Source organism: Qipengyuania sp. BR81-2, assembly GCF_055693895.1.
Genome location: NZ_CM146344.1, coordinates 590,045 through 615,000, shown reverse-complemented (window position 1 = coordinate 615,000; position 24,956 = coordinate 590,045). Strand labels below are relative to the sequence as shown.

The 24,956-nt window shown below is 61.9% G+C and carries 14 protein-coding genes, 1 tRNA gene, 2 rRNA genes and 1 pseudogene (1 of these 18 cut by a window edge); 13 read left to right on the top strand and 5 right to left on the bottom strand.

Annotated elements, in window-relative coordinates; all coding sequences use genetic code 11:
• From ACZ1G8_RS03060 to ACZ1G8_RS03030, 7 genes are all read left to right on the top strand, one after another.
• Positions 1-1,999: ribosomal RNA gene (locus ACZ1G8_RS03060) — 23S ribosomal RNA — on the top strand; it begins 791 nt to the left of the window's first position.
• Positions 2,000-2,113: 114 nt separating this feature from the next.
• Positions 2,114-2,228 (top strand): 5S ribosomal RNA (rrf, locus tag ACZ1G8_RS03055).
• Between the two features lie 119 nt (positions 2,229-2,347).
• A tRNA-Met gene (locus tag ACZ1G8_RS03050) sits at positions 2,348-2,424 on the top strand.
• A gap of 226 nt (positions 2,425-2,650) precedes the next feature.
• On the top strand, positions 2,651-5,227 hold the full coding sequence (gene clpB, locus ACZ1G8_RS03045; RefSeq protein WP_472680343.1) for an ATP-dependent chaperone ClpB: 2,577 nt from the start codon (positions 2,651-2,653) through the stop codon (positions 5,225-5,227).
• A 407-nt stretch (positions 5,228-5,634) separates the two neighbouring features.
• Positions 5,635-9,153: a TonB-dependent receptor domain-containing protein gene (locus tag ACZ1G8_RS03040; RefSeq protein WP_472680342.1), complete on the top strand. Its 3,519-nt coding sequence runs from the start codon at positions 5,635-5,637 to the stop codon at positions 9,151-9,153.
• Positions 9,154-9,269: 116 nt separating this feature from the next.
• Positions 9,270-11,261, top strand: coding sequence for an alpha/beta hydrolase family protein (locus ACZ1G8_RS03035; protein WP_472680341.1), 1,992 nt, complete (start codon positions 9,270-9,272; stop codon positions 11,259-11,261).
• A gap of 400 nt (positions 11,262-11,661) precedes the next feature.
• Positions 11,662-14,592 (top strand): TonB-dependent receptor domain-containing protein, encoded by a 2,931-nt coding sequence (locus tag ACZ1G8_RS03030; RefSeq protein WP_472680340.1) that lies wholly within the window; start codon positions 11,662-11,664, stop codon positions 14,590-14,592.
• Between the two features lie 122 nt (positions 14,593-14,714).
• Here ACZ1G8_RS03030 and ACZ1G8_RS03025 read toward each other — a convergent pair whose 3' ends face one another.
• From ACZ1G8_RS03025 to ACZ1G8_RS03010, 4 genes and pseudogenes are all read right to left on the bottom strand, one after another.
• On the bottom strand, positions 14,715-15,626 hold the full coding sequence (locus tag ACZ1G8_RS03025) for a class I SAM-dependent methyltransferase (RefSeq protein ID WP_472680339.1): 912 nt from the start codon (positions 15,624-15,626) through the stop codon (positions 14,715-14,717).
• Positions 15,623-16,840, bottom strand: coding sequence for a putative 2OG-Fe(II) oxygenase (locus ACZ1G8_RS03020; RefSeq protein WP_472681175.1), 1,218 nt, complete (start codon positions 16,838-16,840; stop codon positions 15,623-15,625). The genes ACZ1G8_RS03025 and ACZ1G8_RS03020 overlap by 4 nt, the downstream gene beginning before the upstream one ends.
• A 318-nt stretch (positions 16,841-17,158) precedes the next feature.
• Positions 17,159-17,314 (bottom strand): annotated as a pseudogene (locus ACZ1G8_RS03015) (tetratricopeptide repeat protein); the annotation flags it as partial.
• Positions 17,311-18,057 (bottom strand): 2OG-Fe(II) oxygenase, encoded by a 747-nt coding sequence (locus tag ACZ1G8_RS03010; protein WP_222404274.1) that lies wholly within the window; start codon positions 18,055-18,057, stop codon positions 17,311-17,313. The pseudogene ACZ1G8_RS03015 and the gene ACZ1G8_RS03010, both read right to left, overlap by 4 nt.
• A gap of 134 nt (positions 18,058-18,191) precedes the next feature.
• On the opposite strand from ACZ1G8_RS03010, the gene ACZ1G8_RS03005 reads away from it, so the two are divergent.
• The 5 genes from ACZ1G8_RS03005 (at position 18,192) to ACZ1G8_RS02985 (ending at position 23,190) form a co-directional block, all read left to right on the top strand.
• Positions 18,192-19,364, top strand: a complete 1,173-nt coding sequence (locus ACZ1G8_RS03005; protein ID WP_472680338.1) for an acetyl-CoA C-acetyltransferase — start codon at positions 18,192-18,194, stop codon at positions 19,362-19,364.
• 29 nt (positions 19,365-19,393) lie between these two features.
• Positions 19,394-20,179 carry an SDR family NAD(P)-dependent oxidoreductase gene (locus tag ACZ1G8_RS03000; protein ID WP_472680337.1) on the top strand — a complete coding sequence of 262 codons (786 nt, stop codon included), beginning with the start codon at positions 19,394-19,396 and terminating at the stop codon, positions 20,177-20,179.
• A 194-nt stretch (positions 20,180-20,373) separates the two neighbouring features.
• Positions 20,374-20,586, top strand: a complete 213-nt coding sequence (locus ACZ1G8_RS02995) for a hypothetical protein (protein ID WP_472680336.1) — start codon at positions 20,374-20,376, stop codon at positions 20,584-20,586.
• Between the two features lie 235 nt (positions 20,587-20,821).
• On the top strand, positions 20,822-22,252 hold the full coding sequence (locus ACZ1G8_RS02990) for a glycosyltransferase family 2 protein (protein WP_472680335.1): 1,431 nt from the start codon (positions 20,822-20,824) through the stop codon (positions 22,250-22,252).
• Positions 22,252-23,190, top strand: a complete 939-nt coding sequence (locus ACZ1G8_RS02985; protein WP_472680334.1) for a hypothetical protein — start codon at positions 22,252-22,254, stop codon at positions 23,188-23,190. The genes ACZ1G8_RS02990 and ACZ1G8_RS02985 overlap by 1 nt, the downstream gene beginning before the upstream one ends.
• Here ACZ1G8_RS02985 and ACZ1G8_RS02980 read toward each other — a convergent pair.
• Positions 23,174-24,070, bottom strand: a complete 897-nt coding sequence (locus ACZ1G8_RS02980; RefSeq protein ID WP_472680333.1) for a LysR family transcriptional regulator — start codon at positions 24,068-24,070, stop codon at positions 23,174-23,176. The two genes, ACZ1G8_RS02985 and ACZ1G8_RS02980, sit on opposite strands and share 17 nt — an antisense overlap.
• Before the next feature lie 99 nt (positions 24,071-24,169).
• Here ACZ1G8_RS02980 and ACZ1G8_RS02975 point away from each other — a divergent pair, with 99 nt between their 5' ends.
• Positions 24,170-24,949 (top strand): hypothetical protein, encoded by a 780-nt coding sequence (locus tag ACZ1G8_RS02975; protein WP_472680332.1) that lies wholly within the window; start codon positions 24,170-24,172, stop codon positions 24,947-24,949.
• Positions 24,950-24,956 lie beyond the last annotated feature (7 nt).

The window sequence follows — 24,956 nt, the reverse complement described above, 5'->3', positions numbered from 1 at the left end:
ATGAGCTGTGTTTAGGGGTGAAAGGCCAATCAAGCCGGGAAATAGCTGGTTCTCCGCGAAATCTATTGAGGTAGAGCGTCGGATGTATGCCGATGGGGGTAGAGCACTGGATGGGCTAGGGCTGCGCGAGCGGTACCAAACCTAACCAAACTCCGAATACCATCGAGTCTTATCCGGCAGACAGACGGCGGGTGCTAAGGTCCGTCGTCAAAAGGGAAACAGCCCTAACCTACAGCTAAGGTCCCCAAGTCATATCTAAGTGGGAAAGCATGTGGGAATCCCAAAACAACCAGGAGGTTGGCTTAGAAGCAGCCATCCTTTAAAGAAAGCGTAACAGCTCACTGGTCTAAATAAGGGTTCCTGCGGCGAAGATGTAACGGGGCTAAAGATATGCACCGAAGCTTAGGGTTGCAGTTTACTGCAGCGGTAGCGGAGCGTTCCGTAAGCGAGTGAAGGCGAAGGGTAACCGACGCTGGACGTATCGGAAGTGCGAATGCTGACATGAGTAGCGACAAACAGGGTGAGATGCCCTGTCGCCGAAAGACCAAGGGTTCCTGCGCAACGCTAATCGGCGCAGGGTTAGCCGGCCCCTAAGACGAGCCCGAAGGGGGTAGTCGATGGGAACCACGTAAATATTCGTGGGCCTGGAGATGTGTGACGGATGGTGGAAGTTGTTCAACCTTATTGGATTGGTTGGGCAGCCAAGCTGTTCCAGGAAATAGCCTCTCCGTATAGACCGTACCCGAAACCGACACAGGTGGTCAGGTAGAGTATACCAAGGCGCTTGAGAGAAGTATCCTGAAGGAACTCGGCAAATTGCCTCCGTACCTTCGGAAGAAGGAGGCCCTGGATCGAGGCAACTCTTTTCAGGGGGCACAGGCCAGGGGGTAGCGACTGTTTAGCAAAAACACAGGACTCTGCTAAGTCGGCTTCAAGACGACGTATAGGGTCTGACGCCTGCCCGGTGCTGGAAGGTTAAGAGGAGGAGTGCAAGCTCCGAATTGAAGCCCCAGTAAACGGCGGCCGTAACTATAACGGTCCTAAGGTAGCGAAATTCCTTGTCGGGTAAGTTCCGACCTGCACGAATGGCGTAACGACTTCCCCACTGTCTCCAGGATATGCTCAGCGAAATTGAATTCTCCGTGAAGATGCGGAGTACCCGCGGTTAGACGGAAAGACCCCGTGCACCTTTACTGCAGCTTCAGAGTGGCATTAGGAAAGAGTTGTGTAGCATAGGTGGGAGGCTTTGAAACTTGGGCGCCAGTCCGAGTGGAGCCATAGGTGAAATACCACCCTGCTGTTTTCTGATGTCTAACCAGCTACCGTTATCCGGTAGTGGGACCCTCTGTGGCGGGTAGTTTGACTGGGGCGGTCGCCTCCTAAAGAGTAACGGAGGCGCGCGATGGTAGGCTCAGGACGGTTGGAAACCGTCTGCAAGAGTGCAATGGCATAAGCCTGCCTGACTGCGAGACTGACGAGTCGAGCAGAGACGAAAGTCGGTCATAGTGATCCGGTGGTCCCTCGTGGAAGGGCCATCGCTCAACGGATAAAAGGTACGCCGGGGATAACAGGCTGATGATTCCCAAGAGCTCATATCGACGGAATCGTTTGGCACCTCGATGTCGGCTCATCACATCCTGGGGCTGGAGCAGGTCCCAAGGGTTTGGCTGTTCGCCAATTAAAGTGGTACGTGAGCTGGGTTCAGAACGTCGCGAGACAGTTTGGTCCCTATCTGCCGTGGGCGTCGATACTTGAAAGGAGTTGCCCCTAGTACGAGAGGACCGGGGTGAACGTACCTCTGGTGTACCTGTCATCCTGCCAAGGGTGCCGCAGGGTAGCTATGTACGGACGGGATAACCGCTGAAAGCATCTAAGCGGGAAGCCTCCCTTAAGATAAGGTATCTTCGAACCGTCGTAGACCACGACGTTGATAGGCCGGGTGTGGAAGCGCAGTAATGTGTGTAGCTAACCGGTCCTAATAGTTCTTTTCGCGCTTGTAGGATCCCACCATCAACGACAGCCCTGTGCTGTCTTGGTCGGAGGAAACTTCGAAGCCGGATAAGCCCAGAAAGCTCAAAGCATCGATTTAAACCCATGTCCGCCAGCTCTATTGCTTGGTGACCTTAGCGTCTGTGACCCACCCGATCCCATCTCGAACTCGGCCGTGAAACCGGACAGCGCCGATGGTACTAGTGCTCAAGCACTGGAAGAGTAGGTCGTCGCCAGGCATTAAAGCCGGCGGGCATGTGGTATAAACCCATTCACAGTTTCAAAAGCCGCTGCCGGTGCGAACCGAGCGGCGGCTTTTGTGTCTCTGGACTACACGTCCCGAAGACACGCACGGTGCCGCGGGGTGGAGCAGTCCGGTAGCTCGTCAGGCTCATAACCTGAAGGTCGTTGGTTCAAATCCAACCCCCGCAACCACCGAGAGATCACCCGCCTTTCGGCGGGTTTTTTTGTGCCTGGATTCCCCAGCTTGAAAATCCTTTCGGGCGATCGCGCGGCAGACTTTTTCACATTGCCCCCTCGCCAACGCGGTCCTGACCCCTATATGCAGCTAATACACCTCGTGATTTAGTGCGGGGGAGGGCTTGTGTTGCATTATCGCAACACCATATTCGAGTGGTAATTCAAGCATGAGGGTATTCGAATGAATCTCGAGAAGTTCACCGATCGGGCGAAGGGCTTCCTGCAGGCCGCGCAGACGGTTGCGATCCGCATGAACCACCAGCGCATCACGCCTGCGCACCTTCTCAAGGCGCTGCTCGACGACGAGCAGGGCATGGCTGCGCAGCTGATCCAGCGCGCCGGCGGCAATCCGGGTGTGGCGATTACCGAGATCGACACCGCACTCGGTAAAATCCCGTCCGTCTCCGGCGGTGGGGCGCAGCAGACGCCGGGCCTCGACAATGACGCCGTGCGTGCGCTTGACCAGGCAGAGCAGCTTGCCGAAAAGGCAGGCGACAGCTTCGTGCCCGTCCAGCGCGTGCTCCAGGCGCTTACGCTGGCGGACAACGGCGCCGGCAAGGCGCTCAAGGCGGCGGGCGTCGATACCAAGTCGCTCGAGGACGCAATCCAGGAGGTCACCGGTGGCCGCACGGCGGACAGCGCGGGGGCCGAAGAAAGCTACGACGCGATGAAGAAGTACGCTCGCGACCTCACGCAGGCGGCGCGCGACGGCAAGCTCGATCCTGTCATCGGCCGCGACGAGGAAATCCGCCGCACGGTGCAGATCCTCGCACGCCGAACGAAGAACAATCCCGCCCTCATCGGCGAGCCCGGCACGGGTAAGACGGCGATCGCCGAAGGCCTCGCGCTGCGTATCGCCAATGGCGACGTGCCCGACAGCCTCAAGGGTCGTACGCTCATGTCGCTCGACATGGGCGCGCTGATCGCCGGCGCGAAGTATCGCGGCGAGTTCGAAGAGCGCCTGAAGGCGGTGCTGGACGAAGTGAAGGGCGCCGAAGGCCAGATCATCCTGTTCATTGACGAGATGCACACGCTGATCGGTGCGGGCGCGAGCGAAGGCAGCATGGATGCGGGCAACTTGCTGAAGCCTGCGCTGTCACGCGGGGAGCTCCACTGCATCGGTGCCACCACGCTCGATGAATACCAGAAGTACGTCGAGAAGGACCCGGCGCTCCAGCGACGCTTTCAGCCTGTCTATATCGACGAGCCCAGCGTCGAGGACACGATCAGCATCCTGCGCGGCATCAAGGACAAGTACGAGCTGCACCACGGGGTGCGCATCACCGACGGCGCGATCGTCGCGGCGGCGCAGCTCTCCAACCGTTACATCCAGAACCGCTTCCTGCCCGACAAGGCGATCGACCTCATGGACGAGGCGGCCTCGCGCATCCGCATGGAAGTGGAATCGAAGCCCGAGGAAATCGAAGGTCTCGACCGCCGCATCATCCAGCTGCGGATCGAGGAGCAGGCGCTGCAGAAGGAAACCGACAGCGCCTCGAAGGATCGCCTCGAAACGCTGCGCAAGGAGCTGTCCGAGCTCGAGCAGCAGTCGAGCGAACTGACCACCCGCTGGCAGAACGAGCGCGACAAGATCCATGCCGAAGGCCGGATCAAGGAAGAGCTCGACCAGGCCCGGCTCGAACTCGAGCAGGCCCAGCGTGCGGGCGATCTCGCGAAGGCGGGCGAGCTCCAATACGGCAAGATACCCGAGCTCGAGAAGAAGCTCGAGGAAGCCAGCGGCCACACCGAGAATGCGCTTCTCAAGGAAGAGGTCACCGAAGACGATATCGCCGGCGTGGTTTCGCGCTGGACCGGCATCCCGGTCGACAAGATGATGGAAGGCGAGCGCGAGAAGCTGCTCGACATGGAGAACATCCTGTCGAAGCGGGTGATCGGGCAGAGCCAGGCGATCGACGCCGTCTCCAAAGCCGTGCGCCGTGCGCGTGCCGGCCTGCAGGACCCCGGCCGGCCCCTCGGCAGCTTCCTCTTCCTCGGCCCGACCGGCGTCGGCAAGACCGAGCTCACCAAGGCGCTCGCCGGCTTCCTGTTCGACGATGACCAGGCGATGGTCCGTATCGACATGAGCGAATTCATGGAGAAGCACGCGGTCGCCCGCCTGATCGGCGCGCCTCCGGGCTATGTCGGCTATGAAGAAGGCGGCGTGCTGACCGAGGCGGTGCGGCGCAGGCCCTACCAGGTCGTGCTGTTCGACGAGGTCGAGAAGGCGCACACCGATGTCTTCAACGTGCTGCTGCAGGTGCTCGACGACGGCCGCCTGACAGACGGGCAGGGCCGCGTGGTGGATTTCAGCAATACGCTGATCATCCTCACCTCAAATCTCGGCAGCCAGTATCTCGCAAACATGGACGACGACCAAAAGGTCGAGGATGTCGAGCCGCAGGTCATGGACGTGGTGCGCGGACATTTCCGCCCCGAGTTCCTCAACCGTCTCGACGAGATCATCCTGTTCCACCGCCTCGCGCAGGAGCACATGGCCCCGATCGTCGATATCCAGGTCGCACGCGTCCAGAAGCTGCTCAAGGATCGCAAGATCGTGCTCGATCTCACCGATGGCGCCAAGCGCTGGCTCGGCCGTGTCGGCTACGATCCGGTTTATGGCGCAAGGCCGCTCAAGCGCGCGGTCCAGCGCTATGTGCAGGACCCGCTCGCCGACATGATCCTTTCGGGCAAGGTGCCCGACGGTTCGACGGTCAAGATCGACGAAGGCGACGGCGCATTGGAGATGCAGGTCAGCTGATCGGCATACGGCATTCAGGCGGGCAGGGGCGCGGATGTGCTCCTGCCCGTTTTCACATGGCTGCAACAAATCCGCTGATTCGCGGGGGCTGTTAAGTACGACGCTACTGTGACCGGCTCGCGCGAAATATTATGACCTGGAGACGGGGCAACGAATCTCATTGTTGCGTTGCCATTTGCAACCCTCGTGAAACCGGTGCGAAATTGTGGGATTTTCGCAACATCGCGCCCAAAAGCGGTTCACTCGCTTTGACTTGTACCTGAGGTTAACGCAGAACCCGTCTCATCAGGGACTGGGGGACCATTGTCCGGGACTGATTCAACATCAATTCGACGCCGCTAGGGGAGTGTCGTCTGATGTGTCCTGGCTCGGGAGCGCAGTTCCGGTTGTCGCGACTGGAGTATCTAATGCGAAAATTACAAATCAACACGATCAAGGGTCTGGCCTTCTCGGCTTCCGCCCTGGCGCTCGTTTCGGGCAGCCAGGCGTTCGCACAGGACGCAGACTGCCCTGAAGGCACCGACGAAGTCGACGGCGAATGCGTCGTCCAGAGCGACGGTCCCGACGGTGTAGATAACAACGACGCCAACACGGGCGACGTCGTCGACGTCACGTCGACCGGCGCCAGCGGCGAGCGCAGCGAAGGCGCCATCGTCGTTACCGGTTCGCGTATCCGCCGCGATACCTACTCCAGCATTTCGCCGCTGCAGGTCCTGACGACCGAAAGCGAGCAGGAAGCTGGTCTGTTCGATCCGACCTCGATCCTGCAGCGCTCGGAAAGCGCCGCCGGCGTCCAGATCGACGCAACCTTCCAGGGCTTCGTGCTCGACAACGGCCCGGGTTCGACCACGCTCGACCTTCGCGGCCTCGGCGCAGACCGTACGCTGCTCCTCATCAACGGCCGTCGTCTCGCACCGGCCGGTGTGGAAGGCGCGCCGACTTCGCCTTCGCTCAACCTGCTGCCCAGCACGCTGATCGACCGCTACGACCTGCTCCTTGACGGCGCATCGTCGGTTTACGGTTCGGACGCTGTTGCCGGTGTGGGTAACGTCATCCTCCGCAAGGACTTCGACGGTCTCGAACTGACTGCATTCGGCAACATCAACCCTGAAGGTGGCGGTGACGACTACACGGTCGGCGCAGCCTGGGGCTTCAATACCGACCGCGGTTTCTTCGGCATCGGCGCCGAGTACGACTATCGTGACAGCATCCGCCTGAGCGATCGTGACTTCTTCCGCGGTTGTACGACCAACCTCGACATCACCAACACCGGTGAAGTCCGTCGTCTGACGATCGACCAGCAGGCCAACGCGCTTGCCGATTCGAACGGCACGGTCACCACCTCGACGAGCGAATGTATCCAGGACGGTTTCAACAACCGTATCATCGTTCCGTTCACCGATCTGGGCTCGATCTATCGTGACGACAGCACCTACTTCGGTGGGCAGGTCGGTAACACGGGCATCCCGGGCTACTCGGAATCGTTCCTCGGCGGTCCGGTGGATGCTGACGGCGACGGTGTCCGCGACATCGACTTCCTGAACGATTACAACCTGAACGGTGCAAACCCCGAGCAGACGTTCCTCAGCGAACAGAAGCGTTACAACATCCTCGCATACGGTGAGTACACCTTCCCGGGTGAAGCCAACATCACGCCGTTCTTCGAGGCTATGTACACGCGTGCAGAGATCCGCGGCGAGAACGAGTTCTTCGCCCAGATCTTCCCGTACGTTCCGGACGTGAACGCCTTCAACCCGTGTAACACCACCGTTAGCGGCGTTGACTGTCGTGCCGACACCGAGACTTCGCTGCCCGGTTCGAGCCGTTCGGCTCTCGGCCCGATCGCAGTCCGTCCGGTCTTCGCGATCGAGGGTGACCGCAACAACACCGACGTCACGCAGGAGCAGTATCGCGGCGTGTTCGGCGTTCGCGGCGACCTGCCCTTCATCTCGCCGAGCTGGAGCTTCGAAGTTTCGGGTGTCTATTCGTACGCAGACGGTAAGTCGAACGTGCGCGGTATCCGCGAAGACAAGCTCGCCTTCGCTCTGGGTATCGACCCGACGATGGACTTCGACGGCGACGGTATCGTCGACAACAACGGCGACGGCATTGCCGATGACTACATTTCCGGCGCCTATGTCGGTAACGCGCTCATCTCGCAGCTCGTCGGCGGCCTGCCCGCCATCGATCCCTGTGATGCCTCTGCGCTTGCGAACCCCGATGCGGCTCTCGCAGACCTGACGCAGGGCTGTGTGCCGGTGAACCTGTTCGCTGACAGCGTTCTCGGTTCGGCCCAGGGCGACTTCGCGACCCAGGCCGAGCGTGATTACGTCTTCGGTGACCGTTCGTTCGACACCACCTACGAACAGATCGTCGTGAACGCATTCGTCACCGGCGACCTCTTCACCCTCCCGGCCGGTCCGGTCGGCGGTGTGTTCGGTGTCGAATATCGTCGCGACGAGATCAACTCGGTCGCCAGCGATGTCGCATCGAACGGCCTCTTCTTCGGCTTCTTCGCCGACAGCGGCGCAACCGGTTCGAAGGAAATCAAGGAAGCGTTCGGTGAAATCGACATTCCTCTGCAGGCTGGCAAGCCCTGGGTCCAGGAACTCAACCTGAACCTCTCGGGCCGTATCACCGACGAGGAATTCTACGGCACCAACTACACCTACTCGATCAAGGCCGGCTGGCGTCCGATCGAATCCCTGCTGCTCAAGTTCAGCTACGGTACTTCGTTCCGTGCGCCGAACCTCCGCGAGAACTTCCTCGGTTCGCAGTCGGGCTTCAACTCGGTCACCGACCCTTGTGCGGTTCCCGATGCGGCGTTCGACACGACCACCGGCACCTACGATCCGACGAACGAGACGCGTGACCAGCGCATCCTCGACAACTGTATCCGTGAAGGTCGTGATCCGACCTCGGTCGGTCTGCAGACCGATCCGAGCACGGGCCAGTCGCTCGCGCCGATCCAGGTCGCCAGCGTGGAAGTCAGCCGCGGTGGTGCACTCGACATCGATCCGGAAACGTCGCGTTCGCTGACCGCCGGTTTCGCTTTCGAGGAAACCTTCGGTGACGGATGGGACTTCGCACTGAGCACGAACTACTACGACATCAAGGTGAAGGACTCGATCATTTCGCCTTCGCTCGGGTTCATCGTCTCGGACTGCTACACTCGCGAAGATCCGCAACGTTCGCCGTTCTGTGACCGTATCACGGCTGCAACGACCGGCCCGCAGCTGATCTCGGACGTGTTCGCTGGCTTCATCAACCTGAACGAAGAAAGCGTCCGCGGTCTCGACTTCAACAGCCGTCTGTCGAAGGAAGTCCAGGCGTTCGGTACGATCGTCGACCTCGGTCTGAACCTTCGTGCGAACCACCTGATCGAGCGCAGCACGCTGTTCATCGACGACACCACGGGCAACTTCATCAGCGACCGCGATGAAGGCGAAGTGGGTCTGCAGGAATGGACCGGTCGTGCGACGTTCACGGCGGACATCGACAAGTGGCGCTTCACCTGGAACACCCGCTACATCGGCGGCTTCGACCAGGATCCGGACGTCATCGATCCGTTCTCCGACGTGTTCGGTTACGATCCGGACGGCAACTTCATCGGCCAGACGGGCAGCACCTGCCTCGGTGGCGGTTCGCGTGACGCCAACGGCGTTCCGGACGGCATCGTCCAGGGTGACGGCGTGTTCTGTCGCCCGATCGGCTACGCCGACGAGCAGTTCCTGCACACCGCGTCGATCCGCTACCGTGCCGACACCTGGGACCTCCTGGTGGGTGTGAGCAACGTCTTCGACACCGCTCCGCCGCAGGTCAGCCCCTTCGCTTCGGGTATCACCGATATCTCGAACACGGCACTGGGTGCAGGTTACGACTACAACGGGCGCGAATTCTTCGCCCGCTTCAATATCCAGTTCTGATTTTATTCAGAACAGGGTAAGTAAGTTCGGGCGGCCTCGCGTTTAGTCGCGGGGCCGCCCAATTTAATTCAAGGGGTTCATTTGTCCTTCGGGACACGTCTTGTGAGAGTTGAGACATGAAGAAGTTCAGATCAGTATTCCTTGCAGCAGCAGCCTGCACCGTTGCACTGGGGGTCGCGCCTTCCACTGCACAGACCACCGGCCAGCCGACCGTTCCCATCGAGGTCTGGGCTCTTCGCGACACGATGACGACCGTCCAGGTCTCGCCCAGCGGCGAACGCCTGCTCGTCATCAAAAACGAGAGCCGCGACGGCGACTACCTCATGGAGCTTTACGATACCGACAATCTCGGTGGTAAGCCCTATCGTATCGCTGCCGACCCGATGGAGATCATCGGCGCACAGTGGGTCAGCGACGATTTCATCTTCGGCACCGCCTGGCAGCAGAACCGCAGCAAGGTGAACGGCCCGGAAGAGGGCACCTACGACTACGCTTCGTTCATTTTCGACGTGAACAAGAAGAAGTTCCAGCGCGTCGAAGGCGTCTTCAGCATCGCAACGCTGCTTCCCGACGAGCCGAACGAAATCCTGATCGGTACCGGCCGGTCGGTCGGCAGCGCCGCCGAAGTCGATCCGTTCTCGGCCTTCCGTCCGCGCGCATACTACAAGCTGAACCTCAAGACCGGCTCCAAGCAGCTCGTCCTGAAGGGCAGCGAGAAGTATCCGACTGCCGTCTTCGACAGCAAGGGCAACCCGCGCTGGACCTCGGGCTACGACCGCGCCAGCAAGGAAGAAGTGACGTATTACCGTAAGCCGGGTGACGGTTCGTGGACCGAATTCGCCCGCTATGACCAAGACGATCACGAGAACCTGTATCGCGTCCTTTCGGGCTTCATGGGCCTCGTCGGCTTCAAGCAGGACAATCCCAACATCGGCTACGTCATCGACAACCGCGGGGAGGACAAGGCGTCGCTGTGGGAGTTCGACTTCAACACCGGCCAGTTCGGCGAAAAGCTCGCCGGTACCGACCAGGCCGACGTGATGTGGATCCAGACCAGCTCGCTCCCCGGTGACGACCGCCTCGTGGCGGCCCGCTATCCGTGGGACAAGCGCAACCGCATCTGGTTCGACGAGCAGGAAAAGGCGCTCTACGACGCGCTGGAAGCCCAGATCCCGAACGCCCATGAGGTTTCGATCTCGAGCCGTTCGCGCGATGGCAACACCATGATCGTCCAGAACCGCGGTCCGCGTGACCCGGGTTCGTTCTGGCTGGTCAAGGACGGCCGCATGAGCAAGCTCGGCAGCCGCAATCCGCTCTTGAAGGCGGAAGACCTGTCGGATGTCGAATTCATCCGTTACCCCGCGCGCGACGGCAAGATGATCGCCGGTTACGTCACCAAGCCCAAGGGCGAAGGACCGTTCCCGCTGGTCGTGCTTCCGCACGGCGGCCCGCACGTCAACGAAGTCATCAGCTATGACGAGTGGGGCCAGCTGCTGGCCAACGCCGGCTACATGGTCCTGCAGCCGCAGTACCGCATGTCGGTTGGCTGGGGTAAGGAACTGTTCGACAGCGCCTATGGCCAGCACGGTCTCGCCATGCAGGACGACAAGGACGACGGCGCGCTCTATCTCGTCGAGCAGGGTCTCGTCGATCCGGACCGGATCGCGATGTTCGGCTGGTCCTACGGTGGTTACGCTGCCCTCGTTGCAGCCTCGCGTGATCCCAACATCTACCAGTGCGTCATCGCAGGTGCAGCCGTTGCGGATCCGGAGAAGGTCTACAAGCTGCGCAGCAACCCGTGGACGCCGACGGCGATCGACGACTGGGCACAGCGTCGCGGCATGATCGGCATCAACCCGATCAACGAAGTGTCGAAGGTCAACGTGCCGCTCCTCATGGTCCACGGCGACGTCGACGCGCGCGTTCTCTACTTTAACTTCGAGGACTATCGCGACGCGATCCAGAAGGCGGGCAAGACCGATGCCCAGTTCCTCACCCTGACCGGTGCGGACCACTTCTACTCGACCCTGATGTACGAGCACCAGGAGCAGTTCTACACCAAGATGCTCGACTTCCTGGCGAACGATTGCGGACCGGGCGGGCTCTGAGCCTGACCATCCGGAAACAGGAAAGCCCGGCGGGAAACCGCCGGGCTTTTTCTTTGTCGTGTCGACGCGGCGGGCCAGCCTGTAGACAGGTCACGACAGGCGGAAAGAAACCCGGCCTCGCAAGAAAATTTCTGCGCCCCGCATGATTACAAAAACGCGCGATACGCATGCAACACGGTGATAACGTCGAGGCGCCGGGGAGGCCCTTTCGCCCGTTTTCCCGGGGCCGTTTCAACTGTAACCGGAATGTCACACCGGCAATTTTACGACTATATCATTTGGTTCGGCGATTGCTCCGCCACCTCCCATGAGCCTAGATGCGCCACATTCGGACTAATGTCTGGATCCATTCTTTTCTGTGGCTGCCGCATGGGTGGTGGCCGAATTTGAGGGGATACTAATGTCTTACCGTTTCACCAAGGCTTCGCTCCTGACGGGCACGGTCATGGCTGGTGCCATGATCGCTTCGCCTGCTCTGGCGCAGGCCGATGATCAAGAGCCGGCGCTTGAGTCGGGCGCTGCCGAGGAAACTTCGGCTGCACCGATCGTCGTTACCGGTTCGCGTATTGCGCGCCGCAACGTCGAAACCGCTGCACCGGTTGCAGTCGTCAACGCCGAAGAGTTCAAGCTCTCGGGTACCGTCAACGTTGAAAACGTTGTCAACACGCTCCCGCAGGTCGTTCCCGGCGTTACGTCGTTCTCGAACAATCCCGGTAACGGTACTGCCTCGCTGAACCTTCGTGGCCTCGGCGCGACCCGCACCCTGCTGCTGGTCAACGGCCGTCGCTGGAAGTTCTACGACGCAAACCAGGTCACCGACCTCAACACCATCCCGCAGTTCCTGCTGGAATCGGTTGACGTTGTGACCGGTGGTGCTTCGGCCGTTTACGGTTCGGACGCTATGGCCGGTGTTGTTAACTTCCGCCTTCGTGAACTCGACGGTGCCGAAGTTGGCGGCCAGTACTCGATCACCGAGCGCGGCGATGGTGCCCGCTATCAGGTCCACGGTGCAGTCGGCAGCGACTTCGCTGACGGTCGCGGTAACGTGACGGCCTATGCGGAATACTACAACCGTGAAGAAATCTTCCAGGGCGACCGTGACTTCTCGGAATTCGCACTGGGTGGTTCGCCGCTCTTCCAGCTTGGTTCGTCGCTTCCGCCGGCAACCCGCCTGACCTATCGTGGCGATGCTGACACGGCTGGTTCGCCGTTCGACGACACAGTCGATGGCAACCCGTTCGCGATCTTCGACGAAGGCGGTTCGATCCGTGAATACGAGAACCCGGGCGACCTTTATAACTACGCTCCGGTCAACTACCTGCAGCTGCCGCAAGAGCGCTACCTGCTTGGTGGTAACGCAGCGTATGAAATTTCGTCGGGCCTCGAGCTCTACGGTGAACTTTCGTACTCGAACAACCGCGTTGACGCGGAACTCGCTCCGACCCCGATCCTGGTCAACACCTTCCTCGACATCGACTCGCTCGAAGCCAACGGCTTCGTCGACGCTGCAACCATCGCAGCGTTCCGCGACCTCGACGCGAACGAAACCGGTGCCGACCAGAACGACGGTCAGATCGACGTTCAGGTCCGTCGTCGTCTTCTCGAAGCCGGCGGCCGTCGTAACCTCGACGAACGTAACGCATTCCGTCTTGTCACGGGTGCTCGCGGCGCGATCAACGACTACCTGAGCTACGATGCGTACTACCTGTTCGCACGTACCCGTAACGCCAACATCCAGCAGGGTAACGCGTCGGTTTCGCGCTTCACCGCTGGTGTGAACGGCACGGGCGCAACCCCGATCAACATCTTCGGCCCCAACACCCTGACCCCGGCGATGGTGGACTCGTTCCGCATCCAGGCTCAGAACGGCGACATCTCGAAGCTGCAGGTCCTGACCGGTGTGGTCTCGGGTACCTTCGGCGATTTCGCCCTGGGTGAAGCTGAAGCTGTCGGCTTCGCAATCGGTGCAGAGCGCCGTAGCGTTTCGGCCGAATTCCTTCCTGACGAGTTCCTCGCTTCGGGCGACGTGGCTGGCTTCAACGCCGGTTCGCCGACTGAAGGTAGCTACGACGTCAACGAAGTGTTCGCCGAGCTCAACGTTCCGTTCGAGACCGAAAGCGGCTTCCGCGTCGAGCTCACCGGTGCAGGCCGTTACTCGGACTACTCGCTCGAGACGGTCGGCGGCGTGTGGACCTACGCAGGTGGTATCCAGATCCAGCCGATCCCGGACGTCACCCTTCGTGGTCAGTACCAGCGTGCAGTTCGCGCACCGAACGTGAACGAGCTGTTCCAGGGTACCGCAATCGGCTTCCCGGGCGCCAACGACCCCTGTGCGGGTGACGGTGCTGGCAACGGCCCGATCCCGACCGGCGGCCTTCTGGCAACCTGTCTTGCTAACGGCGTTCCGCAGGCAAACATCGGCAACAACGTCGTGCTTCAGCCCGACGGCCAGATCGCTGCCCTGTTTGGTGGTAACCCGAACCTCGAAGAAGAAACCTCGGACAGCTACAGCTTCGGCATCGTGCTCGAACCGAGCTTCATCCCTGGTCTTACGATCACGGCTGACTACTTCGACATCACCATCGACAACGCGATCACCACGATCAGCCTCCAGCAGGCTCTCGACCTGTGCTACAATCAGGCACAGGACCTGAGCGACCCGCGCTGCCTCAACTTCGTTGGCACGCGTGACGCTGACGGTGCGTTCGGTCGTACCAACCCGCCGCTTCTGGGTGGCGCTAACATCGCTGAATTCAGCACCTCGGGCGTCGACCTTCAGGTCAACTACGGCACCGATGTCGGCTTCTCGCTCTTCGGCGAAGCTGACTCGCGCATGGCCGTTCAGTTCCTTGGAACCTGGACGGAAAGCAACGACTTCATTCCGGACGTATCGGACACGAGCAATGTCGTGACCTGTGCGGGTGAATTCGGCCTGACCTGTGGCGAGCCGCAGGCGTCGTTCAAATGGACCTCGCGCTTCAGCTGGTCGGATGGCCCGCTGACCACCTCGGTTCGCTGGCGTCACCTGTCGGCCGTCGAAGACGATGATCCGACGTTCGACTACCACGTTGAGCGTATCGATGCCTACGACCTGGTCGACCTGACCTTCTCGGTCGAAGCAAGCGAACGCCTGACGCTGTCGGCTGGTGTGAACAACCTGTTCGACACCCTGCCGTCGTCGCCGGAATTCGATGCTTCGGGTACGGTCATCAACGACACCAACTCGCTGCTTCTGGGTGACTTCAACAACTCGGAACAGGCAAACACCTACCCGAGCACGTACGACGTGCTGGGCCGTGACTTCTTCTTCTCGGCTCAGTTCCGCTTCTAATCGGGACATGTGCCTCCCCGCCTTCGGGTGGGGAGCACAAAGAAAAGGGCGTCAGGCTTCGTGCCTGGCGCCCTTTTTCTATTGTCCGGAACCTGCCTCGAAGGAGGCCTTGATCCGGAAGATCAGGAGAAGGTCAGGAAATCGGCGATAGCCCTGCCGGAAGGGTCTTCCAGCGCGCGAGTTTCTCTGAGCGAAAGGTCATGCGCGGCGAAGGCATCGACGATGTCGCTGCGGGCATCCGCAGTCCGGCATGCTTCTGCGAGGGAGTCGATCCTGCCGAGTTCGTTCTTCGCCTGCATCTCGATCACGCCGATCGTCTCGGAAATCGAGCCGGCACCGGAGCTGCGCCCCATCAGGCACGAGCGCCGGATGGCCTCAGGTATCTCCCAGGCCGGTGACGTCTGCCCGAATTCCCTTGCGCCTTCTGCGGCAATCTCGGCAGCGATGCGCGCGCCCTTGTCTATACCGCCCGCGCCCTCACGCAGAGCCTCTTTGACTGCTTCGGCTACGCCATTCTCGCCGAGCGCCCAGTGCAGCTGGTGACGGCGATTGAGGTTGTGCTCAAGGATCGGGCCGTCGCCGCGATGGACCATGAGGCCCACCAGGCCGCCTGGTGCCAGCACGCGTGCGATCTCTCCGGCAGCCTTGGCGCTATCTCCATATTCGAAGCCGAACTGGCTCGTCACCGCGCCAAAACTGCTGTCGGGGAAGGGAAGGTCCTCCATCGCGATGTTCGGACGGACTTCGACCCCGGGCGGGGGCGGGGGCAGGCGGGGTGCCAGATCGACGCCTACCGGCTTCAGGTCGGGGCGTAGCGCCAGCATCCAGCGCAGGACCCTCGCATCGCCCGTCGCAAGGTCGAGGACCTTCGCATTCTCGGGGACGCCGGGCAAAAATGCCTCCCAGGCGCTCTTCTGGACCTTTTCGATGATGCCCCAGCGTTCGGGCAGGCAACCGCCGCCGCTCTTGCCCTTGGCGCTCTGCCGCGCCCAGAATTCCTTCCAGGCCTCGCCCTTGTCCGCTTGGTTCGTCATGCGGCGGGCCTTGCCACAGGAACGACGTCGAAAGCTACCGTCATGCGCAGCGATTCCTCGAAGGGCGTCGTGCCGTGGTAAAGCGTGCTCGGGAACAGGGCGAGATGCCCTTCCTTGGGCTGGATCGTCCTCAGCGGAGGCAGGTCGAGGCCGAGATGCGGCGGGGGACGACCCACCTCGAGCCAGCCCTGCTGGTCGTCACCCTGTGCCGCCTCGGGCACGATGAGGTACAGCGCCGAGCTCAGCATGCCGTCGGGGTGGATGTGCGATGTGTGATAGTCACCGCCACCGCGCAGGCGCACCGACCAGGATCCTGTGAGCTCCCAAGGGTCGTCACGGTGCCGTAGCAGCGGATGGTCGAAATCGGCCGGTGGCAGCTCGGCCCTGTAGTCTTCCAGAGTTCCGAGGATCGCCCGGTGCAGTTTTGCGAAGATTTCTTCGTGTCTCTGGAAGAGGATGTGGCGCGTCTGCGAGCCGCCTCGAAGCGATTGGCCAAGCGGCAGGGGCGAGTGGTCGTGCAATTCGTGCAGGCGCTCGATCGCCAGCGGTAGGATGCTCCCCGCATCGCGCAGCGGACGCAGCTGGACGAGGTTCTCCTGTTCGTGGAGCCATTGCGCCTTCGGATTGCCCGTCAGGCGCCAGACCATGCCAAGAAGCGCATAGGTCGAATGAAGCGAGCCGCCTCCGGCCAGCGCCTTCTCGAGCAGGCTTTCGGCCCTTTCCAGCTCTCCGCACCTGATCCGGTGGCGGGCTTCGTGGATCGCTCGGTCGGGGCTGTCGAGTTGCAGATCGGCAAATATCGCCTCGGCGCGCTCCCGATCGCCGGCAGCGCCGGCATGCACGGCTTCCATCAGGGCGAACTGCGGGCTGTCAGGAAAGCGTTGGCGTGCCTCCGCCACCACTTCGGCAGCCTCGGCCGCATGGTCGAGCCCTGCGAGCTGGTCGGCATGGGCGGTCGGGATATTCGGATCGGCGGGAAGCCGCGCGGCCGCCTCGCGGTAATGGCCGGCGTAGTCCTCGTCCCCCATGCCAAGCCGCAGCTGTGCGAGGAACTTGAGCGCCTCTAGCCATTGCGGGGCGTGCGCGACGATTTGCTCGGCTATCGAACGGGCCTGCTGATGGTCACCGGCCGCATCGAGCGCTTGCGCCTTGCCCAGCCAGAGGTCCGCCTCGGTCTGGTTGACCGACAAGGCAATATCGAAACGCGTTACCACCTGTTCCTCGCCGCGGTCGAGCGCCACACGTGCCCTGCCGTGCAGCGCCTTGGCGTGGCCCGGTTGGACCGTGAGGCAGCGATCGTAGCTCATGGCAGCATCCGCCGAATTGCCGGCGGCACGAGCCGCGTTCCCGCGGATCGACCAGTATTTCGCGATACTGCCAGCTGCTGCCTCCTTCTCGCGGAGCAGGGCCAGAGCTTCGCGAGACCGCCCCAGCTTACCCAGAGCGATGGCGCGATTGAGCGAATAGTCGGCCTGCGAAGGATCAAGCGCAATGGCGCGCGCGAATGCGGCTTCGGCAGCCGCAGCGTCCCCGGCGCGCATGGCCATCGATCCGGCGCTGTTCTGCAGCTGCGCGTCTCTGGGGTGCTCGGCGAGGGCCTGCTCGAGGAGTTTGCGCCCGCCGGCAATATCGCCGCCGCGCTCCGCAGCGATAGCGCGTGCGTGCCAGTCCTGCGGGGCTGTGCTCACTGGTCGCGGATCCAGCCCACGATCGCGGTACGGCCCATCGGTGCGAAAGGCGGGACGTAGGATACCTGGTGGCTGGTCGGCACGGCGAAGAGGTTCAGCGCATTGAAGCGCGGGCGGAAACCTTCGACGATATCGCCGTCCTCGTCGAGGAAGTTGAGGTATCCGCCCCAGTCGGGATGCCAGTCGTCCCGCGCGAAATTGAGGACGTAGGCGTAGCGCCACCCTTCCGCGACATGGCTGTCGATATGCCGGCCCAGATAATGGTTGGGGGCATAGAGCGATGCCTGTCCGTCCGCCTTGGTCAGCGTGCGGGTTCCGGTAATGTCGCGCGCAAGGTCGAGGAACTCGGGCGCGTTGATATATTCGAGCAGAAGCTCGTGCGGACCGCCCGGGTCCCAGCCTTCCTGCACTGCAGTGAGGATCGGATACTGTGCGAAGCGGAAGGCGTAATCGCCCTTTGCGCTGGCCTGGTGGGCAGCATTGGCCGCGGCGTTGACCTTTTCCGCACCGCCGGGGGCCTGGATTTCCTCCATCCGCCAGCTCTGCGGCTCCTGGCCCGGGCCGTCACCGGCCTGCACGGCCATGCCCCACTTGGTGCCGCGTGCCAGGATCATCTGGATCTCGCGAGCGGTTTCTTCGGTGAGGACATTACGCACCTGGACGCGGCCATGCTCGGCAAACCGCTTGGCGAGGGCTTCGCGGTCGAGGTCGGGATTGATTTCGAAAAGCTTCTTGAGCGCCATAGGCCGAGCTTTACGACGCGCTCCGGCTGCCCGCAAGCACGCCTCCGCGCTCGTCCCCGCAAGCGGCACTTGACGTAAACGGAAAGCAGCCATAGGCCCGTCGCAAATTGAAACGGAAAGAGGATTCTCCCCCCATGCCCGAAGCCTATATCGTCGAAGCCGTCAGGACAGCAGGTGGGCGCAGGGGAGGGCGGCTTGCCGGAGTGCACCCGGTCGATTTGGCTGCGAAGTCGCTCGACGCGGTGATGGAGCGTTCGGGCCTCGAGGCCAAGGCAATCGACGATGTCGTGATGGGCTGCGTCAGCCAGGGCGGCGAACAGGCGATGCAGGTCGGCCGCAATGCCGTGCTTGCTTCCAAGCATCTGGGTGAAGGCGTCCCCGCCGTCACCATCGACCGCCAGTGCGGTTCCTCGCAGCAGGCGATCCAGTTCGCCGCGCAGGCCGTGATGAGCGGTACGCAGGATGTGGTCATCGCCAGCGGCGTCGAAAGCATGACCCGCGTGCCGATGGGCTCGACCGCGATGTTCCACATGAAGGAAGGCCTCGGGAACTACAAATCGCCCGGCCTCGAAGAGAAGTATCCCGGCATCCAGTGGAGCCAGTTCATGGGCGCTGAGATGATCGTGAAGAAGCACGGCTTCTCAAAGGACGATCTCGATCGCTTCGCGCTCTCGAGCCACCAGAAGGCGATCGAGGCGACCAAGTCCGGCGCATTCGAAGCCGAAATCGTGCCGGTCGAGATCGAGACGCCCGAAGGCACCGAAATGCACACCGTGGACGAAGGCATCCGTTTCGACGCAACGCTCGAAGGTATCGCAGGCGTCAAGCTGCTGAGCCCCGAAGGCACGATCACGGCCGCTTCGAGCAGCCAGATCTGCGACGGATCGAGCGCGGTGCTGGTCGTTAGCGAAAAGGCCCTGAAGGAATACGGCCTCACCCCGCTCGCGCGCATTCACAACCTCACCGTCACCGCAGGCGATCCGGTCATCATGCTCGAAGAGCCGCTCTTCGCGACCGACCGCGCACTTGAACGTGCGGGCATGAAGATTTCCGACATCGACCTGTTCGAAGTCAACGAGGCTTTCGCGCCCGTGCCGCTTGCATGGCTCAAGCACACCGGTGCCGATCCCGAGAAGCTCAACGTCAATGGCGGTGCGATCGCGCTGGGCCATCCGCTCGGCGCGTCGGGAACCAAGCTCATGGCCACGCTCGTTCATGCCCTGAAGGCGCGCGGCAAGAAATACGGCCTCCAGACGATGTGCGAAGGCGGCGGTGTCGCCAACGTCACTATCGTCGAGGCACTTTAAGCTTCTAATATCACGAGAGGATTACCCCCATGGAAGTCAGCAGCAATACCCCAGCAGTCGTCACCGGCGGCGCATCGGGCCTTGGTGAAGCCACCGCCCGCGCCATCGCCGCAAAGGGCGCCAAGGTCGCCATCTTCGACATGAACGAAGAGAAGGGCGAAGCCGTCGCCAAGGACATTGGCGGCATCTTCTGCAAGGTCAACGTGATGAGCGACGAAGATGTCGACGCGGGCTTTGCCAAGGCGCGCGAAGCGCACGGCCAGGAGCGTATCCTCGTCAACTGCGCAGGCATCGGCAACGCCATCAAGACCGCCAAGCGCGACAAGCAGACCGGCGAGATCAGCCACTTCCCGCTTTCGGCCTTCGAGTTCGTCATCCAGGTGAACCTGATCGGCACTTTCCGCTGCATAGCCAAGTCGGCAGCCGGCATGATGACCCTCGACCCGCTTTCGGACGACGGCGACCGCGGCGCGATCGTCAACACCGCATCGGTTGCCGGTGAAGACGGCCAGATCGGTCAGGCGGCCTATTCGGCATCGAAGGGCGGCGTGATCGGTATGACTCTGCCCATCGCGCGCGACCTTATGAACGAGGGCATCCGCGTGAACACCATCCTGCCGGGTATCTTCAACACCCCGCTGATGAACGCAGCCCCGCCGCAGGTTAAGGAAGCCCTCGCCGCTTCGGTCCCGTTCCCCAAGCGCCTCGGCAATCCAGACGAATACGCCCGTCTCGCCATGACCATGATCGAGTGCGGCTATTTCAACGGCGAAGACGTCCGCCTCGACGGCGCAATCCGTATGGCACCGCGCTAAGCCGAACGGCCGCAAGTTCTCGAAAGGCCGCTCGCGCTCATTGCGCGAGCGGCTTTTTCATGGGTGAGGCAAATGCGACGAGGCGAATTGTGCGGTGCAGCATTTTTCTTGCCAAACCACCGAGACCTAAGTATTTTTTACGGTGCACCCAGCTAACCGGAACTTTACCGGAGCGGTGCGTTTAGGACACCGTCATGGCTGCACCCGAATGGAAACTGGACGAGAGCGCAGAGGATGCGAGCTCGTATGAATTCGCAAGCGTAAACCCGCGTCTCGTGTTCCTGCTCGCGCTTGCCGTCGCCTTCCTGGCGGTGGCCTGCGTCTATTTTGCCTATGTATCGGTGAGCCTCGCGATCGAAGCGGGAATGATCCCGCAGCCGCCGCGCCTCCAGGGCCTCGTGGACTGACCCGCCGCAAGCGGGACGACCTCAAACCAACATCAGATCAGAGCAATGGCGACATATGCCTTGGCGGCGAACACGCCGACGGTGAACAGCACGTCACCCATCCGTTCGTACAGCGTGATTGCCATGTTCCGGTCTCCACTTCGACCCGGCAGCACTGCACGCTCAGCCTTGCGAAAAACCTTCAGGCCATTGTTACCGGCCCGTTTACGAATGGCCGTCTAGGGGGCGCTCAATCATGGCTTATACCGACACAGACATGCCCGCTTCCGTGCCGGGCAGGGTGGAAACTGCCACCTATAGTGGCCCCGACCGGCGAGCCTTCGGCCTGCGCCGCGAGGAGGGCTACTGGCGCAAGCGCGCGATCCGAAGGGGCGCGATCTTCACTGCCTCGCTAACCTTCGCGACGCTGTGGGCGCTGTTCAGCCTCTGGCTTTCGCTGCCTTGGCTCAGCGACCTTGGAGAGCTGTCGCATCCTGCGATTGCGCTCACGGTGCTGACCTTCATCGCCTATGTGCCGGGCTTCATGAATGCATTCCTGCTGTCGACGCTCGCGCTGAGGCCGGAAGCGCTCAAGGAAGATCCCGAGCACTGGCCTGCGCTCTCGATCCTCGTGGCGGCCTATAACGAGGAAGCGCTGATCGCGAACACGCTCGAGAACCTCGGCGGACTGACCTATCCGGGCGTCGTCGAAGTAATCGTGATCGACGACGGTTCGAAGGACGCGACATTCGCCAATGCCGATGCGTGCCGGCACTTCTTCGCCGCTAATCCGAACTACACGCTGCGCGTCGAGCGGATGAAGCGCAACAGCGGCAAGGCGAAGGCGCTGAACCACGGACTCGAGATCGCCTCGCACGATCTGATCGTCACAATCGATGCCGACACGCTGCTCGAGCCGGGCAGCCTGCGCTCGATGGTCGCGCATCTCTATGCCAGCCCTCCACAGACCGCGGCGATCGCGGGCGCGATCCTGCTCGCGAACCCGATGGAAAGCTGGGCCACGCGCGCGCAGCAGTGGGACTATTTCCACGGCATTTCCGCCGTGAAGCGCATGCAGGGTATTTTCAACGGCACGCTGGTCGCGCAGGGCGCATTCTCGCTCTACCGACGCGACGCTCTCGAGCAGGCGGGCGGCTGGCCGGACACGGTGGGCGAGGACATCGTTCTCACCTGGTCGTTCCTGCGCCGCGGCTATCTCGTGCGCCACGCCGAGGACGCGATCGCATGGACCCACGCGCCCGAGACCTGGGGCGAATTGTCGCGCCAGCGCAAACGCTGGGCCCGCGGGATGATCGAGGCGCTGGCGATCCACAAGAGCCTGCTCGCCAAGCCGCGCCTCTCGACGCTGTTCATTTACTGGAACCTGATGTTCATCAGCATCGATCTCGCCTTTACGCTGGCCTTCATACCGGGACTGCTGCTGGCGGTGCTGGGCATCTACTGGCTGGCGGGTCCGATCACGCTGCTGGTTCTGCCGCTCGCGGCGCTGTGGAACATCGTCATCTTCCGCATCCAGTCGAGGATGCTGAAACGCAACGAAATCAAGATGAGGAAGAGCTTCGCCGGCTTCGTGCTGTTCGCCTTCATCTATCCCTTCATCATGCAACCCGTCTCCGTCTGGGGATATGCCTCCGAGCTCTTCGGAAGAAAGAAGGAGTGGCACTGATGCGCCCTCTCAAACACGCCAGCCTGCTGGTCCTCTCCATGCTGGCCGTGCCTGCCATGGCGCAGGACGAAACCGGAACCGATATCGATACTCAGGCCGGTCCGGCGATTGGCACCGAAGTCTTCGTCTCCACCGACAGCGACGACACCACGGTGGTGCGCGTGGCGGGCGACTTCGACCTGCGCAACGCGCCCGACGGCAGCCGGCTGGGCGTGCGCGTCGAGAAGGCCTGGTACGATCCGCAGGGGCAGGGCCGCATCGCGCGCGAACGTGTCTTCCTGCAGGTCGCCGACGGGAAGGGCGATGTCGAATGGTCGGTGCGTATCGGCACAGATGGCGACACGGTGATCGGCTCCGCCTCGATCAACGACAACGAGGATTTCCGCAAGGAAGCTTTCATCGAGCGCGATATCGTCGAGACTCCGCTCGGCCTCGAGCGCGGCATCTACTCGACCTTTGCCGGTGCTGCGGTCGACCTGCCCGCGGACGAGAACAATATCTTCACTATCCTCGGCGGCGTGCAGGAGTTTACCGGCGACAACCTCAGGCTGCACCTGCGCGGCAATTTCGTCCATGTGGTCGACAGCGAACTTGGCCTCAGCGTCCAGCTGCGAACGCGCTACTTCCACAGCACCGAGCCGGGAGAGTTCGACTACTTCTCGCCCGAGAACTACACGCAGGTCCTTCCCGTCGTGCAGCTCAGGCGGTTCCTGAACGACTGGCAGCTTCTCGCGGCTGGCGGTATCGGCGCACAGCGGATCACCGGCACCGGCTGGGAACAGGCGAACTTTGCCCAGCTGCGCTTCGTCAGCCCTGCCGAGAACGACTGGTTCGCTTCCGGGGAGGCGATCTATTCGCAGACGCCCGGCGACAATGCCGTGGCAGGCTCGGGCTACGACTATTTCCAGGCGCGCTTCTCGCTTACCCGCCGGTTCTGAGCGCCAGCTTGGCCGGCATATTGCCGGACACGAGATCGCGCTTGGCTTCGAGCGAAGCGATCAGGAACGACATCAGCGCCCTGATACGCGGCGTGTCGCGCAGGTCGGGATGGGTGAGAACCCAGAGATCCTGCTGCGCGACCGGAGCCGCGTCGGTCAGGCGCACGACGCGCGGATCGGTATCGGCCATGAAGCAGGCACCGCGTCCGAGTCCCAGTCCCGCGACCATGGCGCGGTGGCGTGCGGTGATGTCATCGAGCCGTAATCCCACCGGAACATCGGGGTAGGGCGAGGTCTCTAGCCAGTCCGGCCACAACCCACCGACCTTCGGCGCGATCCAGCGCAGCTCTTCACGCGGCGTGCGCTCGAGGTAATCGCGATTGGCGTAGAATGTGACGTGGTTCGGAAAGAGCCGCCGTCCGACGAGATGGTCCGGCGGCGTATCGGTGCCTCTCACCACGACATCGGCCTCCGAGCGGTCGAGATCCGCAAAGGCGAAACCCGTTTCGATCGTGAGCTCGATACCGGGATAGCGCTCGATGAATGCAAAGAGGTCTTCGAGGAGGAGATACTGCGCAATCGGTTCGGGCAGCGAGAGGGTTATTGGGCCGGAGATGTCCTCTCCCGCCGCCTTACTGTGCCGCGCGCCCGCATGCGCCAGCGCCTCCATCCGCTCGGCAACTTCGACCAGTGCAAGGCCGAGATCGGTCGGCGCGTATCCTGTGGGTGAGCGGTCGAACAAAATGCCGCGGCGATCCTGCATCGCGGCAAGCCTGCGGGCGATGGTCGTATGCGTCAGCCCCAGTAAGCCGGCGGCCGAACGCAGCGTACCGCCGCGGGCAAGGGCGAGGATGATCCGGTAGTCGTCCCAGGCTTCCATTGGAACGTTTATGCACCACTAAACCCGAAAATCTAGCCAATACCGGCGTGAATGGACTGTTATTGGTGCACGAAAGTTCATTCATCGATGGAGATCGCGATGACCCCCAACTTCAAGACCACGCTTTTCCTTTCCCTCTGCCTTGCGAGCGTGCCGCTCTCTGGAGGAGACAGTTCGAAAGTCATGGCGCAGGACGCAGCGAGTGCGAGCTCGTCCGCCTCGGAGGCGGTTTCCTTCTCACTAAAGCGCGGCGAAGTCCTGCAGATTATCGCTTCCGACAACCGTGAGGACGGGCGGCAGGCGCGTCTCGACTACTTTACCAAGGTGCTGCCGCTGGCGCAGGCCGAGGGGTATCGCAGGCTTGCGCAGCTCAACGTCCGGGAATCGGTGATCAGCGAAACAAAGCCGGACGCCTTCTCCTTCTTCGCATGGCCGAGCGAGGCCGCAGAGAAGCGTTTCTCGCAGAACCCCGATTGGCCGGAATTCAGGCAAACCCGCCCTGAAGGCTGGGACGAGCTGGCAATCTACACTGCCACCCTCGGCGATGACCTTTCGCTGACCTTCTCGCCCGACAAATACTATACGGTTGTCGTCGCCTGGCCCGATGCCGAGACCGGGGCCGACTATACGCGCTACCTCGAAGGGATCGAACCGGCGGTCACGCGCGCCGGAGGCCGGTTCATCGCGAAGATCTACAACCCGCGGTTCGAAGCGCATGCCTCACCCGACGAAGCCCCCGGTCAGCTGACATTCGTCGAGTGGGATAGCCTCGACGGTTTTCAGAAGGTGCAGAAAATGCCCGAATACCTCGCGCACCGAGACTATTTCGCCTCCGGATTGAACCGGTTCGAGTTCCATTGGATGGAACTGGCGCGCTGACCTTCCG

Bases quoted from the DNA above. Each gene is read 5' to 3' on its own strand.
- ACZ1G8_RS03040 (WP_472680342.1), top strand. From the start codon at position 5,635: ATGCGAAAATTACAAATCAACACGATCAAGGGTCTGGCCTTCTCGGCT.
- ACZ1G8_RS02975 (WP_472680332.1), top strand. From the start codon at position 24,170: ATGACCCCCAACTTCAAGACCACGCTTTTCCTTTCCCTCTGCCTTGCG.
- ACZ1G8_RS03035 (WP_472680341.1), top strand. From the start codon at position 9,270: ATGAAGAAGTTCAGATCAGTATTCCTTGCAGCAGCAGCCTGCACCGTT.
- ACZ1G8_RS03000 (WP_472680337.1), top strand. From the start codon at position 19,394: ATGGAAGTCAGCAGCAATACCCCAGCAGTCGTCACCGGCGGCGCATCG.
- ACZ1G8_RS03005 (WP_472680338.1), top strand. From the start codon at position 18,192: ATGCCCGAAGCCTATATCGTCGAAGCCGTCAGGACAGCAGGTGGGCGC.
- ACZ1G8_RS02990 (WP_472680335.1), top strand. From the start codon at position 20,822: ATGGCTTATACCGACACAGACATGCCCGCTTCCGTGCCGGGCAGGGTG.
- ACZ1G8_RS02980 (WP_472680333.1), bottom strand. From the start codon at position 24,070: ATGGAAGCCTGGGACGACTACCGGATCATCCTCGCCCTTGCCCGCGGC.
- ACZ1G8_RS03025 (WP_472680339.1), bottom strand. From the start codon at position 15,626: ATGACGAACCAAGCGGACAAGGGCGAGGCCTGGAAGGAATTCTGGGCG.
- ACZ1G8_RS02995 (WP_472680336.1), top strand. From the start codon at position 20,374: ATGGCTGCACCCGAATGGAAACTGGACGAGAGCGCAGAGGATGCGAGC.
- ACZ1G8_RS02985 (WP_472680334.1), top strand. From the start codon at position 22,252: ATGCGCCCTCTCAAACACGCCAGCCTGCTGGTCCTCTCCATGCTGGCC.
- ACZ1G8_RS03030 (WP_472680340.1), top strand. From the start codon at position 11,662: ATGTCTTACCGTTTCACCAAGGCTTCGCTCCTGACGGGCACGGTCATG.
- ACZ1G8_RS03010 (WP_222404274.1), bottom strand. From the start codon at position 18,057: ATGGCGCTCAAGAAGCTTTTCGAAATCAATCCCGACCTCGACCGCGAA.
- clpB (WP_472680343.1), top strand. From the start codon at position 2,651: ATGAATCTCGAGAAGTTCACCGATCGGGCGAAGGGCTTCCTGCAGGCC.